Origin of the sequence: Acuticoccus yangtzensis, from assembly GCF_001927245.1 — a bacterium.
Taxonomy (GTDB): Bacteria; Pseudomonadota; Alphaproteobacteria; order Rhizobiales; family Amorphaceae; genus Acuticoccus; species Acuticoccus yangtzensis.
This window is the reverse complement of the sequence record NZ_MJUX01000006.1, coordinates 156,408-171,366: the sequence shown is the minus strand read 5'-3', so window position 1 is coordinate 171,366 and position 14,959 is coordinate 156,408. Positions and strand designations below refer to the sequence as shown.

General features: G+C 68.4%; 11 protein-coding genes. 9 read left to right on the top strand and 2 right to left on the bottom strand.

From position 1 onward, the window contains the following. Positions 1 to 36 precede the first annotated feature (36 nt). Entirely contained in the window at positions 37 to 1,353 is a 1,317-nt protein-coding gene (locus BIX52_RS15565; protein ID WP_083660324.1) for an efflux RND transporter periplasmic adaptor subunit, read from the top strand. Next, on the top strand, positions 1,353 to 4,739 hold the full coding sequence (locus tag BIX52_RS15560) for an efflux RND transporter permease subunit (protein WP_075222007.1): 3,387 nt from the start codon (positions 1,353 to 1,355) through the stop codon (positions 4,737 to 4,739). The genes BIX52_RS15565 and BIX52_RS15560 overlap by 1 nt, the downstream gene beginning before the upstream one ends. Before the next feature lie 507 nt (positions 4,740 to 5,246). Here the strand turns inward: BIX52_RS15560 and BIX52_RS15555 are convergent. Both BIX52_RS15555 and BIX52_RS15550 read right to left on the bottom strand, forming a co-directional pair. After that, on the bottom strand, positions 5,247 to 6,197 hold the full coding sequence (locus tag BIX52_RS15555; protein ID WP_075222006.1) for a response regulator: 951 nt from the start codon (positions 6,195 to 6,197) through the stop codon (positions 5,247 to 5,249). Between the two features lie 161 nt (positions 6,198 to 6,358). Then, on the bottom strand, positions 6,359 to 7,114 hold the full coding sequence (locus BIX52_RS15550) for a response regulator transcription factor (RefSeq protein WP_083660322.1): 756 nt from the start codon (positions 7,112 to 7,114) through the stop codon (positions 6,359 to 6,361). Positions 7,115 to 7,439: 325 nt separating this feature from the next. Here BIX52_RS15550 and BIX52_RS15545 point away from each other — a divergent pair, with 325 nt between their 5' ends. The 7 genes from BIX52_RS15545 to urtE all read left to right on the top strand — a co-directional run bounded on the left by BIX52_RS15545 (position 7,440) and on the right by urtE (position 14,717). Further along, entirely contained in the window at positions 7,440 to 7,883 is a 444-nt protein-coding gene (locus BIX52_RS15545) for a response regulator (protein WP_075222004.1), read from the top strand. Between the two features lie 185 nt (positions 7,884 to 8,068). Then, a complete protein-coding gene (urtA, locus tag BIX52_RS15540) occupies positions 8,069 to 9,346 on the top strand; it encodes an urea ABC transporter substrate-binding protein (RefSeq protein ID WP_075222003.1) in 1,278 nt (425 codons plus the stop codon). Positions 9,347 to 9,571: 225 nt separating this feature from the next. Then, positions 9,572 to 11,608 (top strand): urea ABC transporter permease subunit UrtB, encoded by a 2,037-nt coding sequence (gene urtB / locus BIX52_RS15535; protein WP_245803211.1) that lies wholly within the window; start codon positions 9,572 to 9,574, stop codon positions 11,606 to 11,608. Beyond that, entirely contained in the window at positions 11,609 to 12,085 is a 477-nt protein-coding gene (locus tag BIX52_RS15530; protein ID WP_075222002.1) for a GNAT family N-acetyltransferase, read from the top strand. It abuts the gene before it with no gap. Then, the gene (gene urtC, locus BIX52_RS15525; RefSeq protein ID WP_075222001.1) at positions 12,086 to 13,273 is read left to right on the top strand and encodes an urea ABC transporter permease subunit UrtC; all 1,188 of its coding nucleotides are present in this window, start codon (positions 12,086 to 12,088) and stop codon (positions 13,271 to 13,273) included. Beyond that, positions 13,270 to 14,022 (top strand): urea ABC transporter ATP-binding protein UrtD, encoded by a 753-nt coding sequence (urtD, locus tag BIX52_RS15520; RefSeq protein ID WP_075222000.1) that lies wholly within the window; start codon positions 13,270 to 13,272, stop codon positions 14,020 to 14,022. Before urtC ends, urtD begins: the two co-directional genes overlap by 4 nt. Then, on the top strand, positions 14,022 to 14,717 hold the full coding sequence (gene urtE / locus BIX52_RS15515; RefSeq protein WP_108676502.1) for an urea ABC transporter ATP-binding subunit UrtE: 696 nt from the start codon (positions 14,022 to 14,024) through the stop codon (positions 14,715 to 14,717). Before urtD ends, urtE begins: the two co-directional genes overlap by 1 nt. The last annotated feature ends 242 nt before the right edge of the window (positions 14,718 to 14,959 follow it).

The following is a 14,959-nucleotide window of genomic DNA, read 5'->3' as shown; positions in this document are numbered from 1 at the left end:
GGTGGCAGAGCCCGTCTCCCGGCCGGGAGTATCGTCATGAGGCGTATGGCGGCCCGCACGGCCCGTCTTCTCGCCCAGGCGGTGCTCCCGGCCGTCATCCTGTTCGCCGCCTTCACGTGGACGAACCGCCTCGTCGCCGACCGGCCGCAGATGCCGCACGGCGCGGCCGGCCGGGCCGAGACGGTCTACTCCGTCACCGCCGAGGACATTACCCTCGGCACCCACCGCGCCACCCTGCGCGCGTTCGGCGAGGTTGTGGCGCGGGAGAGGGCCGAGCTGCGCGTCGCCTCGCCCGGCCGCGTGGTGGACATGCACCCGCGCCTTGCCGTCGGCGCCGTGGTGGACGAGGGCGAGGCGCTCGTCACCATCGACCCCTTCGCCTACGAGGGCGCCCTCACCGAAGCGCGCGCCCAGCTGCGCGAGGCCGAGGCCGCCGCCCGCGAGGCCGAAAGCCGCATCGCCATGGCGAGGAGCGCGCTGGACCGCACCCGCGAGCAGCGCGACCTCGCCGAACGCGACCTCGAACGCGCAACGCAGCTTCGCACCGGCACCATCACCGACCGCGCCGTCGACGAGCGGCGCCTGATCGTCAGCCAGCGCCGCCTGTCCGAGGACGAGGCGCGCTACAATCTGGAGGGCGAGGAGGCCCGGCTGGAGCAGCAGCGCGCCGCCATCGAGCGGCTGGAATGGGCTGTCGCCGAGGCCGAGCGCGCGCTGGAGGACACCGTGCTCACCGCGCCCTTCCGCGGCATCGTCGAGAGCGAGACCGCGGCGCTCGGCCGCATCTTCGCCGCCAACGACGTGGCCGTGACCCTGGTGCGGGCCGACGCGCTGGAGGTCCGCTTCGTCCTGTCCGACGCGCGCTATGGCCGCCTCGTCGCCGGCGGCTCGCTGATCGGCGCCGAGGTGGAGGTCGCATGGGCCATCGGCGACGTTCCGCTGACCTATAGCGCCGCCATCGAGCGCATCGGCGCCGAGGTCGAAAGCGATACCGGAGGCGTCGACGTCTATGCCCGGCTGGCGATACCCGCGGGGGCCGTGCCGCGCCCCGGCGCCTTCGTGGAAGTGTCCGTGCCCGATCGCGCGCACCCCGGCGCCGCCCGCATCCCGGCCGCCGCGCTCTATGGCGACCACGTCTTCGTCATCGGCGACGAGGACCGCCTGGTGCGCCGCCCGGTCACCGTGCTGGCGCGCGACGGGGACGAGGTCATCGTCCGCGGTCCGCTGAGGCCCGGCGAGGTGCTGGTCACCACCCACCTCGCCGAGGCGGGGGAGGGGCTGAAGGTGCGCCGCGTCGAGCTCGCCCCGGCGGATGGGCCCGGCGCATCCGCCGCCGCCCGCGAGCCGTCCTGATGAACCGTCTCATCGGCGGCTTCGCCCGCCATCCCAACGCCGCCAACCTGTTGATGGCGCTCATGCTGGCGCTCGGCATCTTCGCCTTGTCCGGCCTCACCACGCGCTTCTGGCCGCCGACCAACCTGTCGCAGGTCGAGGTGACCATCCGCTGGCCCGGCGCCAGCGCGGAGGACGTGTCGGACAACATCCTCTCTGCCGTGGAGCCGGCGGTGCGCTATCTCACCGGGGTCGACACCGTCCGCTCCACCGCGCGCGAAGGCTCCGCCAACACCACCATCGAGTTCGAGGCCGGCAGCGACATGCAGAAGGCCTTCTCCGACGTGGAACAGGCGATCAACGCCATCACCACGCTGCCGGAGGAGACCGAAACGCCCGTCGTGCGCTTCGACACGCTGCGCGATCCCGTCGCCAAGGTGTCGGTGTCCGGCCCCTTCTCGGAAGCCGCGCTGCAGGTGTTCGCGCGGCGTATCCGCGACGGGCTTTTGGCCGAAGGGCTCGACCGCGTGACCATCGGCGGCGCGCGCGACCGCGAGATCGTCGTCGACACGCGCGAGGCGGACCTCCTGCGCCTCGGCCTCACCGTGGAGGACGTCGCCGCCGCGGTGCGCGCGAACACGAGGGACCGGCCGTCCGGCGTCGTCGAGGGGGTGGTCGAGCGGCAGGTGAGGGTGCTGGCCGCGGGCGACACGCCGGACGCCATCGCCGCCTTCCCCGTCCGTGCGCTGGCCAACGGCGAGGCCATCACGGTTCGCGACGTGGCCGACGTGGCGGAAGGTTTTGCGCGCGGCTCCGTCTCTGGCCTGCGGGGCGGCAACCCGGCCATCGAAATCACCATCGAGCGCGCCCCCACCGCCGACGCGCTCGACGCCGACCGCACCGTGCGCGCCTACGTGGAGACCGTGCGCCCGACCCTGCCCCCAAGCCTCGACGTGAAGCTCTACGACGTGCGGACCGAGATGCTGTGGGAGCGCATCTCCATCCTCGTCACCAACGGCTGGCAGGGCCTCGCCGTGGTGCTGGCGGTGCTGTTCGTGTTCCTCGACGCGCGCATCGCCCTGTGGGTGGCGCTCGGCATCCCGGTCGCCTTCGCCGGCACGCTCGCGGTCATGCTGGCGAGCGGGCAGAGCCTCAACATGGTCTCCCTGTTCGCCCTCATCATGATGCTCGGCGTCATCGTCGACGACGCCATCGTGGTGGGCGAGCATGCCGACACGCTGGCCCAGCGCGGCGTGCCCCCGGCCGACGCCGCCGTGCGCGGCGCGACCGAGATGATGGTCCCGGTGCTCGCCTCGTCGGTCACCACCGTCGCCGCCTTCGCACCCATCTTCCTGATGCGCGACGTGATGGGGCAGATGATGTCGGCGCTGCCTCTGGTGGGGATCGCCATCATCGTCGCCTCGCTGGTGGAGTGCTTCCTGGTGCTGCCGGGGCATCTGGCCCATTCCGGCCACACGAGCGCAGGCACGGGCGCAGGCACCGGGGGCGGGCGGCTGGCGCTGGGGCGCTTCGTGCGGCTCACGGTCATCGCCGGGCTCGGCGCGGCGTTCATCGGCGGGCTGATCCGCGCGACGGCCTGGCTCATCGACAACGGCACGGCGGCGGCCGAGGGGCTCGCCTTCCTGCGGCCGGTTCTGGCGCTGCCGCCGTCGCTCCTCGCCGTCGTGGCGATCCTCCTCGGCCTCGCGGCGGCGGGGCTTGTGGAGCGGCGCATCGCACGCGGTGCCGGGCGCCTGCCGCGGGACCCTCTCGCCCGTTTCCGCGCCGGTTTCGACCGTGCCTTCAACGCCTTCCGCGACGGGCCCTTCACGGCGATCGTGCGCGCCACCTACGCCTTCCGCTACGCCACGGCCGCCTTCGCGGTGGGCGCCATCATGGTGGTGGTCTACGGGCTCTATATCGGCGGCGGCCATGTGCGCTTCGTCTTCTTCCCGTCGCCGGAGTCCGAGTTCGTCACCGCGCGGGTGGAGTTTCACCCCGGCACGCCGCGCGGCTCGGCCATCGCCGGCATCGAGGCGATCGAGGCGGCGCTGCTCGCCACCGAGGCGCGGTTGGCGCAGGAGGGGGCGCTTGTGGCCGACGCCTACGCCCTCATCGGCCGTGCGGGGCGGGACACAGGCGACAACCTCGCCACGCTCAACGTGCAGCTCACCCCGTCCGAGACGCGTCAGGTGAGGACGCCCGACCTGGTGCGCGCCTGGCGGGCGGCGCTGCCGGACCTCGCGGGCGTGAAGTCGGCCTCCATCGAGGAGCGGCGAGGCGGGCCGCCGGGGCGGGACCTCGACCTGCGGCTGACGGGCGCCGCGCCCTCCGCGCTGAAGCTGGCGGCGACGGAGGTGATGTCCATCGTCTCCGCATGGGACGGCGTGTCGGGCGTCGCCGACAACCTGCCCTACGGCAAGCCGGAGCTGGCGCTGAGCCTGACCCCGCGCGGCGAGGCGCTGGGCTTCACGCTGGAGAGCGTCGGCGCCCAGATGCGCGGCGCGTTCGAGGGGGAGATCGCGCGGCGGCTCATCATCGGGCCTGACGCTGAGGAGGTGCCTGTGCGTGTCCGCCAGCGGGACGGCGGTGCGGCGGTGGCGGTGGAGGACCTCTTCCTGCGCGCTCCGGGCGGGCGCTTCGTCCCTGCGTCCGAGGTGGTGTCGGTCACCGAGCGCAACAGCTTCTCCACCATCCTGCGGCGCGACGGGACGGTGACCATCGCCGTCACCGCCGACGTGGACGCCGACGTCATCACCCCGCAAGCGCTGACCGAGCGTGTGGCGGCGGAGGTGCTGCCGATGGTGGAGGCGCGCTACGGCGTGCGCGGCGAGTTCGGCGGGCGCGACCGTGAGCGGCGGCGCTCTTTCGAGGATCTGCGCGCCGGGGCTTGGATGGCGCTCACCGTCATCTACCTCACCCTGGCGCTCGTCTTCGGCTCCTACTGGCGGCCGGTGGTGGTGATGCTGATCATCCCCTTCGGCGCGGTCGGGGCGATCCTCGGCCATGCCGCGCTGGGGATGAGCCTCACGATCGTGTCGTTCGTCGGGCTGCTCGGCCTGGGGGGTATCCTCGTCAACGATTCCATCATCCTGGTGAAGCGGTTCGACGAGCGTCTGGTGGAGGGCGAGGCGTTCGCGGGCGCGGCGGTGGGGGCGAGCGCGGACCGGCTGCGGGCGGTGCTCCTCACCTCGCTGACGACCATCGGCGGGCTGGTACCGCTGATTTTCGAGGGCTCGATCTCGGCCGAATTCCTGAAGCCGATGGCGGTGACGATGGTGTTCGGCCTCGCCTCGGCGACGGTTCTGGTGCTGGTCCTCGTGCCGGCTTTGCTGGGCATCGGGGCCGATATCGGGCGCACGGTCCGCGTCCTGCTCGGCCAACGCGCCCCTGAACCGGCGGAATGAGGCGCAGCAGGTGCGGGGGCGGCCTGTAGGCGCGGTAACGATGCGGTGCTCTCCGATCCGGCGACCATGACCCGCGCGGCGGATTGATAGCGGTGCGGGCGCCGCAGGGCGAGTTGGCGCGGTTGCCCGCGGACCGCGTTGGCGCCGGTATACGCCCGGGCGGATCGGTCTCGGCCCGTGCGAGGCGGTTTTGTACCGGTTTGTTCGAGGCGGATTGGGGCCTGTGCCTGCCGGATGCGGTATCGCCGGTGCGCGGGCGGCAGGTTAACGCCGATCTTCATCGCGTGTCGGCGTCGGCGCGCGCGATGCACGTCGTAGCCTGTCGGCGCCGGGCGAATTTGCGCCGAGTGGGTCGGTACCGCTGCGTGCGGGGCGGGTTGGCGTCTATGCGTGCCGGACGCGTAGTCGCCGGTGCGCGCGAGGCGGATTGGCGCCGGTGCGCGCAGGGCGGCTTGCGCCGGTGTGCGCAGGGCGGATCGGCGCCGGTTTGTGCCGGTTCCGCGTCGGTCAGTGCAGCGCGGTGGCAGCGTCGTTCTGCGCCTGGATTACTGCCAGGCGGATGGCGTCGTTGAATTCGTTGCGCGTGAAGGGTTTGGCGAGAAGGTTCACCGTATCCGGCAGGCCGACGCGTTCTTCGACGCCGAGATCGGCGAAACCGGAGACGTAGACCACGGCGGCGTGGGGGAACTCCTCTTTCACCTTCTCGGCGAGCTGATGCCCGTTCATGGCGAGAGGCATGACCACGTCTGTCACCAAGAGGTCCAGGCGGGGCAGGCCCTTGAGGAGGCGCAGGGCCATGGGGCCGTTCTCGGCGCCGGTGACAGCGTAACCGAGGCGTTCCAAGAGCTTGGTGGTGTGCTCGCGGACCATGGTGTTGTCGTCGGCCACGAGGGCGTGCTTCGTGTTTCTGCCGGGTTCCAGGGCGAGCCGTCCCATCGGCCAGCTTTGGAGCGGTGCGTCTGCGTCGCCACCGGAGCCCATGCCATCAGAGCCCTCGCCACCGTGGTCCATATTGCCGGAGCCCACGCCACCGGCGTCCATACTGCCGGGGTGCGCATGGCCGGAACCCATGGCGCTGCCGTTGAGCCTGCCGCTGCCGGGGCCGGCGGTGGGGCGCGGAACCTCGCCGCTTGGCACTTCGCAGGGTCTTCGCGCGCCGGCACCGTGTGGGGCCGTGCTGGAGCCTGGCGGCGTTCCGGAGGCGGGATTTGCCGCGTGGGCTCCGTCCGGCTGGGCGACCGAGGCGGCGGCCTCGGCGTGGCGGTCCATCATCCCGGCATCCTGATCGGCGGGGTCGCCGTGGTCGGGAAGGCCGAGCGCCAGCATTAGACTCTGGCGAAGCGTTTCTCCGTGCCGGTTGGGCGCGAGGAGAAGCGACAGCAGGGACACCTCTTCGCGGACGAGGTCCTGCAGCTCGTCCTCACGGTTTGGGCCGGTGGGCTTCGGAGTCTCGGTCATCGTGAACTCGCTGCTTGGATCTGCGCCGGGGCTACCCTCACTGTCGCCGCTCAGGGTTGTTCCAAGCTTGTAAGTGCAACCAGAGGATAGGTCCAGCCTCAAGAGCCAAATCCGTCCGATGCACCCGCCGAAATGTTCGATTCTTCCGAAGTTTTTGCCGGTTAGTCCAAAATATATCCGACGCCATGCACCGTCCGAATGCGATGCGGGTCGTTCAATTTCAGCTTTTTGCGCAACCCTGAGACGTAGACGTCGATCCGCCGGTCCAGGGGATCACGCGCTCCGGGTCCGACGACCTCGCGATAGAGACCGTCGCGGCTCATGACCACGCCCTGGTTGCGGAAGAGGCTGATCAGCGTGCGGAATTCCGCGTCGGACAGAGCCGCCCGGTCGCCGGTCTCGTCGTAGACGGCGCGGCGCGACTCGTCGATCGTCCAGCCGCCCAGCGACGCACCGGCCTTGCCGTTCGCGACGGGCTCGGACGTCGGACCCGACTGTCCGCGGATGAACTGGATCCGTGCGGCATGACGTCGCAGTCTAGCAGCGAGTTCCCGGTTGTTGAACGGTTTCGTCACGTAGTCGTCGGCGCCGACTTCGAGGCCGATGATGCGGTCCATGTCGTCCGCCGCGCCGGACATGATGATGGTCCCCACCATGGGATCCATCGACAGCCGGCGGACGAGATCGAGGCCGTTTCCGTCACGCAATGTGAGGTCGATCAGGGCGAGGGTCACATCCTCGCTTTCCAGGATCGCTTCGGCCGAGCGCACGCTGTCGGCCAAGGCGACGCGGAATTTCTCACGCTGCACAATTTGGGAAACGAGCTCCTGAACAGGCACTTCATCCTCGACGATGAGGACCAATGCACTTTCGGCACCGCTTTGATCGGTGCGTCCGTTGCCGTTTCCAACGCCCACTTGCTTACCTCATGCATGCCATACCTGGCGGCCACGGGCGGAGTTTTACAATTGAATCGAGAGTTCGGCCATACCCCTGTCAGTGCAGGTTGGGCTCTTTCCCTTTAAAACCCTGTGCTTAGGGCGAAAATAAGATTATTCAGATGTGCACGAGTTTACTACATCAACTATTTTGTAAAACGAGCCGCGGCGTGAACACTTGTGCGGCTTTTTAGCATATACTCCAACAGTGGTGCGTAGATCATCGTACGAACGCCAGGCGGTCTGCTGACCAAACTGGCCCGGCCTCGCCTGTAAATTTCCAATGATCGTCTTGTGGAAGGGTATGACCAAGTCGGCGTCCATCCTCCTCGTCGAAGATAATCCCGCAGACGTGGTTCTGATGGGCGAGGCGATTGCTGACCGCGACATCGAACTCCACGTGGTCGGCGGCGGGGCGGACGCGTTCGCCTTTCTCACCGGGCAGCGGCCCTATCAGGGTCAGCGCCGGCCGGACCTCATCGTCCTCGACCTCAACCTGCCGGACATGAGCGGCAAAGACGTCCTCGCCGGCATCAAGTCCGACCTCGACATGCGCTCGATCCCGGTGGTCATTTTCTCATCGTCGCGTGCCCGCTCGGACGTCAGCGAAACCTACGAGCTCGGCGCCAACTCGTACATGCAGAAGCCGCTCGAGCTGGAAAGCTACCGCGATGCGGTGCGGTCGATGGAGCATTATTGGTTCTCCGTCGCCCATCTGCCGCCGACCCCGGTGATGGGCCACGCCTGAGCACCGGGCGGCCGATCCGCCTCTTTCGTAAGCAAACATGACCGATCTCGCCGCAGTTTCGCCACACTGCGGCCGGCATCGCGGCTGCAACCTCCGCGCTCGGTTGCCGCATCTGTGTGCTGCGATTGTGGCAAGCGTCTTGCTTCAACCGATTCGCGCATCTGTCGCAGTCGAAGGAGCAATCAATGAAAAAGACAATCGTCGCGGCTGCCCTCGTGGCCGCCGGCGCCGTGCCGGCCGCCGCGCAGGACGCCGAGTGCCCGATCAAGGTGGGTGTCCTCCACTCCCTCTCCGGCACCATGGCGATCTCCGAGACCACGCTGAAGGACACCATCCTCATGCTGGTCGACGAGCAGAACGAGAAGGGGGGCCTTCTGGGCTGCCAGCTCGAAGCGGTCGTCGTCGACCCCGCGTCCGACTGGCCGCGCTTCGCCGAGCTCGCCCGCCAGCTTCTGACCGTCGACAATGTCGATGTGATCTTCGGCAACTGGACCTCGGTGTCGCGCAAGTCCGTGCTGCCGGTCATCGAAGAGCTGAACGGCCTGCTTTTCTACCCGGTCCAGTATGAGGGCGAAGAGTCCTCCAAGAACGTCTTCTACACCGGCGCCGCGCCGAACCAGCAGGCGATCCCGGCCGTCGACTACTTCCTCGAAGAGCTCGGCATCGAGAAGTTCGCGCTGCTCGGCACCGACTATGTCTATCCGCGCACGACCAACAATATCCTCGAGGCCTACCTCAAGGAGAAGGGCATTCCCGAAGAGAACATCTTCGTGAACTACACCCCGTTCGGTCACTCCGACTGGTCGACCATCGTCACCCAGGTGACCGATCTCGCCTCCGACGGGTCCTCGGTCGGCGTCATCTCCACCATCAACGGCGACGCGAACATCGGCTTCTACAAGGAGCTCGCCGCGCAGGGCGTGTCGGCCGACGACATCCCCGTCGTCGCCTTCTCGGTCGGTGAGGAAGAGCTGTCCGGCCTCGACACCTCCAACCTCGTCGGCCACCTCGCCGCGTGGAACTACTTCCAGTCCGCCGACACCCCGGCGAACGAAGAGTTCATCGCCAAGTGGAAGGAGCGCATGGGCGAGGACCGCGTCACCAACGACCCGATGGAAGCGCACTATATCGGCTTCAACATGTGGGTGAACGCGGTCGAAGCCGCCGGCACCACGGACGTCGACGCCGTCGAGCAGGCGATGATCGGCCAGGAGTTCCCGAACCTCACCGGCGGCACCGCGGTGATGCTCCCGAACCACCACCTCGCCAAGCCGGTCCTCATCGGTGAAATCACCGCCGACGGCCAGTTCGACATCATCTCCCAGACCAAGGAAGTCGACGGCGACGCCTGGACCGACTTCCTGCCCGAGTCCGCAGTCCTGGAGTCCGACTGGAAGGACCTGAAGTGCGGCATGTACAACACGCAGACCAACACCTGCGTGCAGATCAAGTCGAACTACTGACGCGCCGACGGGGCCGGGGACATCCCGGCTCCGTTCCAACGCGCCCGCGCGGTCCCGCCGCGCGGATACGCCTCGATCATATGATCATTGCTTGCGTTTAACCTAATTTAACTGCAAGATTGATCCGGAGTTCGTGCCGCGTTGCGCCGCCGCCATCGGCCCACCACCCGATGGCGGTCTCGGCGGCCGCCGTACAGGCCATTCCGGCCGCCGCCGCGCCAGGCGGTGCGCCTTCCCATCCTCGAGGGCCGTCTCTTGCCGATCCATGCCGCCGCACGGGCCATGCGCCCCCTCTTCGCCGCGCTCGCCCGCCTGACGCTCGGCCTCGTCGCCGCTTTCGCCGTCCTGATCGGGGCTGCCGCAGCCCAGCCGGCACCAACGCCGATCGAGCAGCTCCTGCTCGACCACACCGCCGAGATTCAGGAGAGCTCCCGCCGCACCATCGGCCCGGTGATCGACGCCATCGCCGCATCCGGCATCGACGGCGCCGACACGGTGCTGGAGCGTTGGAGCAACCGCGAACTCGTCGCCCGCACGACGGACGGGCGCATCTTCCTCGGCGCGCGCCAGGGCAACGACTATGTGCTCTCCCACGTCATCACCGGCGAGGAGCTCGCGACCGCGCCGCGCGGTGACGTCAGCGAGCTGCGCCCCAACCGCGGCATCCAGGGCCTGATCGCCACGGCGCTCGTGCGCTTCCAGCTCACCAATCCGGATGCGGACGTGCGCAAGTCCGCCGTCGCGTCCATCCTGTCCGACCCCTCCGAAGAGCAGCTCCCGCTCCTGCGCGAGGCGCTGGCCGCGGAGGAGACCCCCTCCGTCAAGCGCGAGATGCTCCTCGCCGAGCGGCTGCTGGCGCTCCGCTTCGCCGACGACGAGGCCGAGCGCGTCGCCGCCATCGAGAGCTTCGCAGGCGACATCTCCGTCACCGCCCGCGCCGCGATCACGCCGCTTCTCGCCACCACCACCAAGGTGATCGAGGGCGAGCCGGCGGAGGACGAGAACGTCGCGCGCGTGCTGTCGCCGGGCTCGGAGACGTTCGGCACCGCCGCCGCATACGATCTCCTTGTGCGAAACGACATGGCGCCCGCCATCATCGACGCCGCCCAGCGCGACGCGGCATTGGTCGCCAACATCGAGAACGGCAGCGTCGCCGGGGTGCCGGTCGCCAGCCTGGACAGCCGCGAGGCTCGCGACGAGGCCTATGCGCGCCTCGCCGCCGCAGGCACCGTGCGGCCGACGCTGACGGAGGAGGACCGCGACGACCTCATCAGCGGCCACACCTTCTACGAGGCCTACCTGCAGCCCAAAGCGATCACCGACGCGGCCGAGACCGCGCTGAACGGCATTCAGACCAAGGTCGGCGCCTACCAGGTCCTCGACCTGTCGCTCGACGCGCTGTCCCTCGCCTCCATCTACTTTCTCGCCGCCATCGGCCTCGCCATCACCTTCGGCGTGATGGGCGTCATCAACATGGCCCACGGCGAGTTCATCATGATGGGCGCCTATACCGGCTACGTGGTGCAGCAGTTCGTTCCGGACCGGACGCTCTCCATCATCATCGCCCTGCCGCTCGCCTTCGCGGTCGGCTTCGTCGCGGGCGTGATCCTGGAACGCCTCGTCATCCGCTGGCTCTACCACCGCCCGCTTGAGACGCTGCTCGCCACCTTCGGCATCTCCATCGCCCTGCAACAGCTCGCCAAGAACATCTTCGGCACCCAGGCGCGCCCGCTCACCTCGCCGGACTGGCTCGCCGGGTCGTGGGAGATCAACGCCATCGCCGGCATCTCCTATATCCGCATCGCCATCTTCGTTCTGGCGCTGGTCTTCTTTGCGGCGCTCCTGCTGGTGCTGAACCGCACGCGCCTCGGCCTCGAGGTCCGCTCGGTCACCCAGAACCGCCGTATGGCCTCGTCCATGGGCATCAACCCCGACCGCATCAACATGCTCACCTTCGGCCTCGGCTCGGGGATCGCCGGCATCGCCGGCATCGCCATCGGCCTCTACGCCCAGGTGACCTCGGAGATTGGCCAGCAGTACATCGTCCAGTCCTTCATGACGGTCGTGGTCGGCGGTGTCGGCAACGTCTGGGGAACGCTCACGGGCGCGGCGATGATCGGCTTCCTGCAGAAGGGGATCGAGTGGTTCAACCCGTCCAACACGCTGGCGGCGCAGACCTACATGATCATCTTCATCATCATCTTCATCCAGTTCCGGCCGCGGGGCATCTTCGCCCTCAAGGGCCGCGCGGCGGAGGCGTAAATGGCGCTCACGATCAAGCCGGCGGACCTTTCCGACCCGGCCGTGGTGGGGCTCCTCGCGACCCACGCCGGCCACTGCGAGGCGTCGAGCCCCAAGGGAAGCTGCCACTATTTCGACGTCTCGAAATTGAAGGCGCCCGGCATCACCGTCTGGGCCGCCTATGAGGGCGACACGCTCTTCGGCGTCGGCGCTCTGGCCGAGATCGGCGAGGCGGACGGCGAAGTGAAGTCCATGCACACCGCGGCCGCCGCGCGCCGTAAGGGCGTCGGCCAGGCGATCCTGGCGGAGATCCTCGCCGCGGCGCGGGCGCGCGGCTACACCCGCCTGTGGCTGGAGACCGGCAGCAACGAACCCTTCGCCGCCGCGCGCGCGCTCTATGCCCGCAACGGCTTCACGCCGTGCCCGCCCTTCGGGTCCTACGTTTACGACCCGTTCAGCTCCTTCTTCACCCTCGACCTCATGATGGCGGAGGCCTGAATGCGCGCTGTCTTTGCACAACCCTCCACCATCATCGTCCTCCTGGCGCTGGCGATCTTCACCGGCACCATCGTCGTGATGGCCGGCAACGGCGACATCTCGACGAGCCTCGTCAAAGTGCTCGGGATGACGCTCTGCTTCTGCCTCGCCGCCGTCGCGATGGACCTCATCTGGGGCTACACCGGCATCCTCTCGCTCGGCCACTTCGCCTTCTTCGGCATCGGCGGCTACGCGGTCGGCATGTGGATCATGTACGCCCGCACCGAGGCCATCGTGGTCGCCGCGCAAGCCTCCGCCGCCCTGCCGCCGACGCCTGAGGAGATCCGCTCCGCCATCGGCACGCAGATCTTCGGCGTCGTCGGCTCGGCCGAGATCCCGCCGCTGTGGATGTTCGCGCACAGCTTCTGGCTGCAGATGCTGATGGTGATCCTCGTGCCGGGCCTCCTCGCCTTCGTGTTCGGCTGGCTCGCCTTCCGCAGCCGCGTCACCGGCGTGTACCTGTCCATCCTCACCCAGGCGATGACCCTGGCGCTGGCGCTCTACCTCTTCCAGAACGATTCCGGCCTGCGCGGCAACAACGGCCTGTCGGGCCTTCAGAACATCCCGGGCTTCGAGGGCACGCCGCAGTCGGACATCTCCATCGCCTTCTTCATCGCCTCGGCGGTGGCGCTGGCGCTCGGCTACGTGCTGTGCGCCTGGGTGGTCTCCGGCAAATTCGGCTCCGTCATCCGCGGCATCCGCGATGACGAGAACCGCGTCCGCTTCCTCGGCTACCAGGTCACCCACTTCAAGCTCTTCGTCTTCGTGCTGACGGCGGTGATCTGCGCCATTGCGGGGGCGCTCTATTACCCGCAGGCCGGCATCATCAACCCGGCCGAGATCGCGCCCATCGCGTCGATCTACCTCGCCGTCTGGGTGGCGATCGGCGGGCGAGGGCGGCTCTACGGGGCGATCCTGGGCGCGGCCACCGTGTCGCTCCTCTCCACCTGGTTCACCGGCGGCCGCGTGCCGGACATCGACCTCGGCTTCACCCGCATCCTGTGGGTCGACTGGTGGACGGTCCTCCTCGGCCTCTCCTTCGTCCTCGTCACCCTGTTCGCGCCGAAGGGGCTCGCCGGACTGTTCGACTATCTGCGCCTGCCGAGCGCCGTGAAGCCCTACAAGGGCGAGCCGAAGAGGATCAAATGAGCGCGCTCCTGGAAGTCGCCGGCGTCTCGGTCTCCTTCGACGGGTTCAAGGCCATCAACGATCTCTCGTTCGAGATCGAGCCGGCCTCGCTGCGCGCCATCATCGGCCCGAACGGCGCCGGGAAGACGACGTTCATGGACATCGTCACCGGCAAGACCCGGCCCGACAAAGGCCGCGTGACCTGGGGCGAGCACAATATCTCGCTGTTGAAGAAGAGCGAGGCGGAGATCGCGCGCCTCGGCATCGGCCGCAAGTTCCAGCGCCCCACGGTGTTCGAGGACCAGAGCGTCTTCGAGAACCTCATCATGGCGCTGAAGAACCCGCGCACCACCTTCGCCACGCTGTTCTACCGCCGCACCGAGCCGGACGTCACCCGTGTCGAGGAGCTGGCGCGCGAGATCGGCCTGACCTCCGAGCTCGGCCGCAAGTCCGGCGAGCTCAGCCACGGCCAGAAGCAGTGGCTGGAGATCGGCATGCTGCTCGCCCAGGACCCGCAATTGCTGCTGGTGGACGAGCCCGCCGCCGGCATGACCGTGGGCGAGCGCGAGCACACCACGCGGCTGTTGCGCGAGGTCGCCAAGACGCGCTCCGTCATCGTCGTCGAGCACGACATGGAGTTCGTGCGCCAGCTCAACTGCCGCGTGACGGTGCTTCACGAGGGCTCGGTCCTCGCCGAAGGATCGCTGGACTATGTGACCAACGACGAGCGCGTGATCGAGGTCTATCTCGGCCGCTCGGGGGAGAGGTGATGCTGGAGCTCTCCAACCTGACCCTGCACTACGGCCAATCGCAGATCCTCAACGGCATCTCCATGGACGCCGCCGTGGGTGACGTGACCTGCGTGATGGGCACCAACGGCGTCGGCAAGACGAGCCTTCTGAAGGCGATCGCCGGCGTCCACCACCGCTCGGGCGGCGGCTACCGGCTGAACGGCGAGGACATCGCCAAGCCGCCGCCTTACGCGCTCGCCAAACGGGGTGTCGGCGTGGTGCCGCAGGGGCGCGACATCTTCCCGCTGATGACGGTGAAGGAGAATCTGGAAACAGGGTTCGCCTGCCTGCCGCGCGCAGAGCACTTCATCCCGGACGAGATCTTCACCCTCTTCCCGGTGCTGAAGCAGATGATCGGCCGCCGGGGCGGCGACCTGTCGGGCGGGCAGCAGCAGCAGCTCGCCATCGCGCGGGCGCTGATCACCAAGCCCAAGCTGCTGCTGCTCGACGAGCCGACCGAGGGCATCCAGCCCAACATCATCGACCAGATTGGCGACGTGATCGAATATCTGCGCGAGCAGCGCACGATGGCGATCATCCTGGTCGAGCAATATTTTCAGTTCGCCTACCGGCTGGCCGACACCTTCGTGGTGATGGAGCGCGGCGCGGTGGCGCTGCGCGGCCGCAAGAGCGAACTGTCGGAGGCCGAGCTGTTGAAGGCGGTTTCGGTTTAGGCCGCTGTGGGTGGCGGCGCCGGGGATTATCCGGCGTTCCGGGCCGCGGCCTTGGTTCTCACCGCGGATGCTCCGCCATCGGCCAGAACAAGCGTGTCCGCGGTTTCCTTGCATGGCAGCCATGCAGGGCGGCAGGCACGGATCCGGCCGGCGCATGGCCAGCGCTAACGTGACGCGCGGGAGATCGTGGGAAAGGCGTAGGCCGTGATGCCGGGCGTTAAGCTTGGTCAGGGCGTTAAGCC

Bases quoted from the DNA above. Each gene is read 5' to 3' on its own strand.
- BIX52_RS15565 (WP_083660324.1), top strand. From the start codon at position 37: ATGAGGCGTATGGCGGCCCGCACGGCCCGTCTTCTCGCCCAGGCGGTG.
- BIX52_RS15560 (WP_075222007.1), top strand. From the start codon at position 1,353: ATGAACCGTCTCATCGGCGGCTTCGCCCGCCATCCCAACGCCGCCAAC.
- BIX52_RS15555 (WP_075222006.1), bottom strand. From the start codon at position 6,197: ATGACCGAGACTCCGAAGCCCACCGGCCCAAACCGTGAGGACGAGCTG.
- BIX52_RS15545 (WP_075222004.1), top strand. From the start codon at position 7,440: ATGACCAAGTCGGCGTCCATCCTCCTCGTCGAAGATAATCCCGCAGAC.
- urtA (WP_075222003.1), top strand. From the start codon at position 8,069: ATGAAAAAGACAATCGTCGCGGCTGCCCTCGTGGCCGCCGGCGCCGTG.
- BIX52_RS15530 (WP_075222002.1), top strand. From the start codon at position 11,609: ATGGCGCTCACGATCAAGCCGGCGGACCTTTCCGACCCGGCCGTGGTG.
- urtC (WP_075222001.1), top strand. From the start codon at position 12,086: ATGCGCGCTGTCTTTGCACAACCCTCCACCATCATCGTCCTCCTGGCG.
- urtD (WP_075222000.1), top strand. From the start codon at position 13,270: ATGAGCGCGCTCCTGGAAGTCGCCGGCGTCTCGGTCTCCTTCGACGGG.
- urtE (WP_108676502.1), top strand. From the start codon at position 14,022: ATGCTGGAGCTCTCCAACCTGACCCTGCACTACGGCCAATCGCAGATC.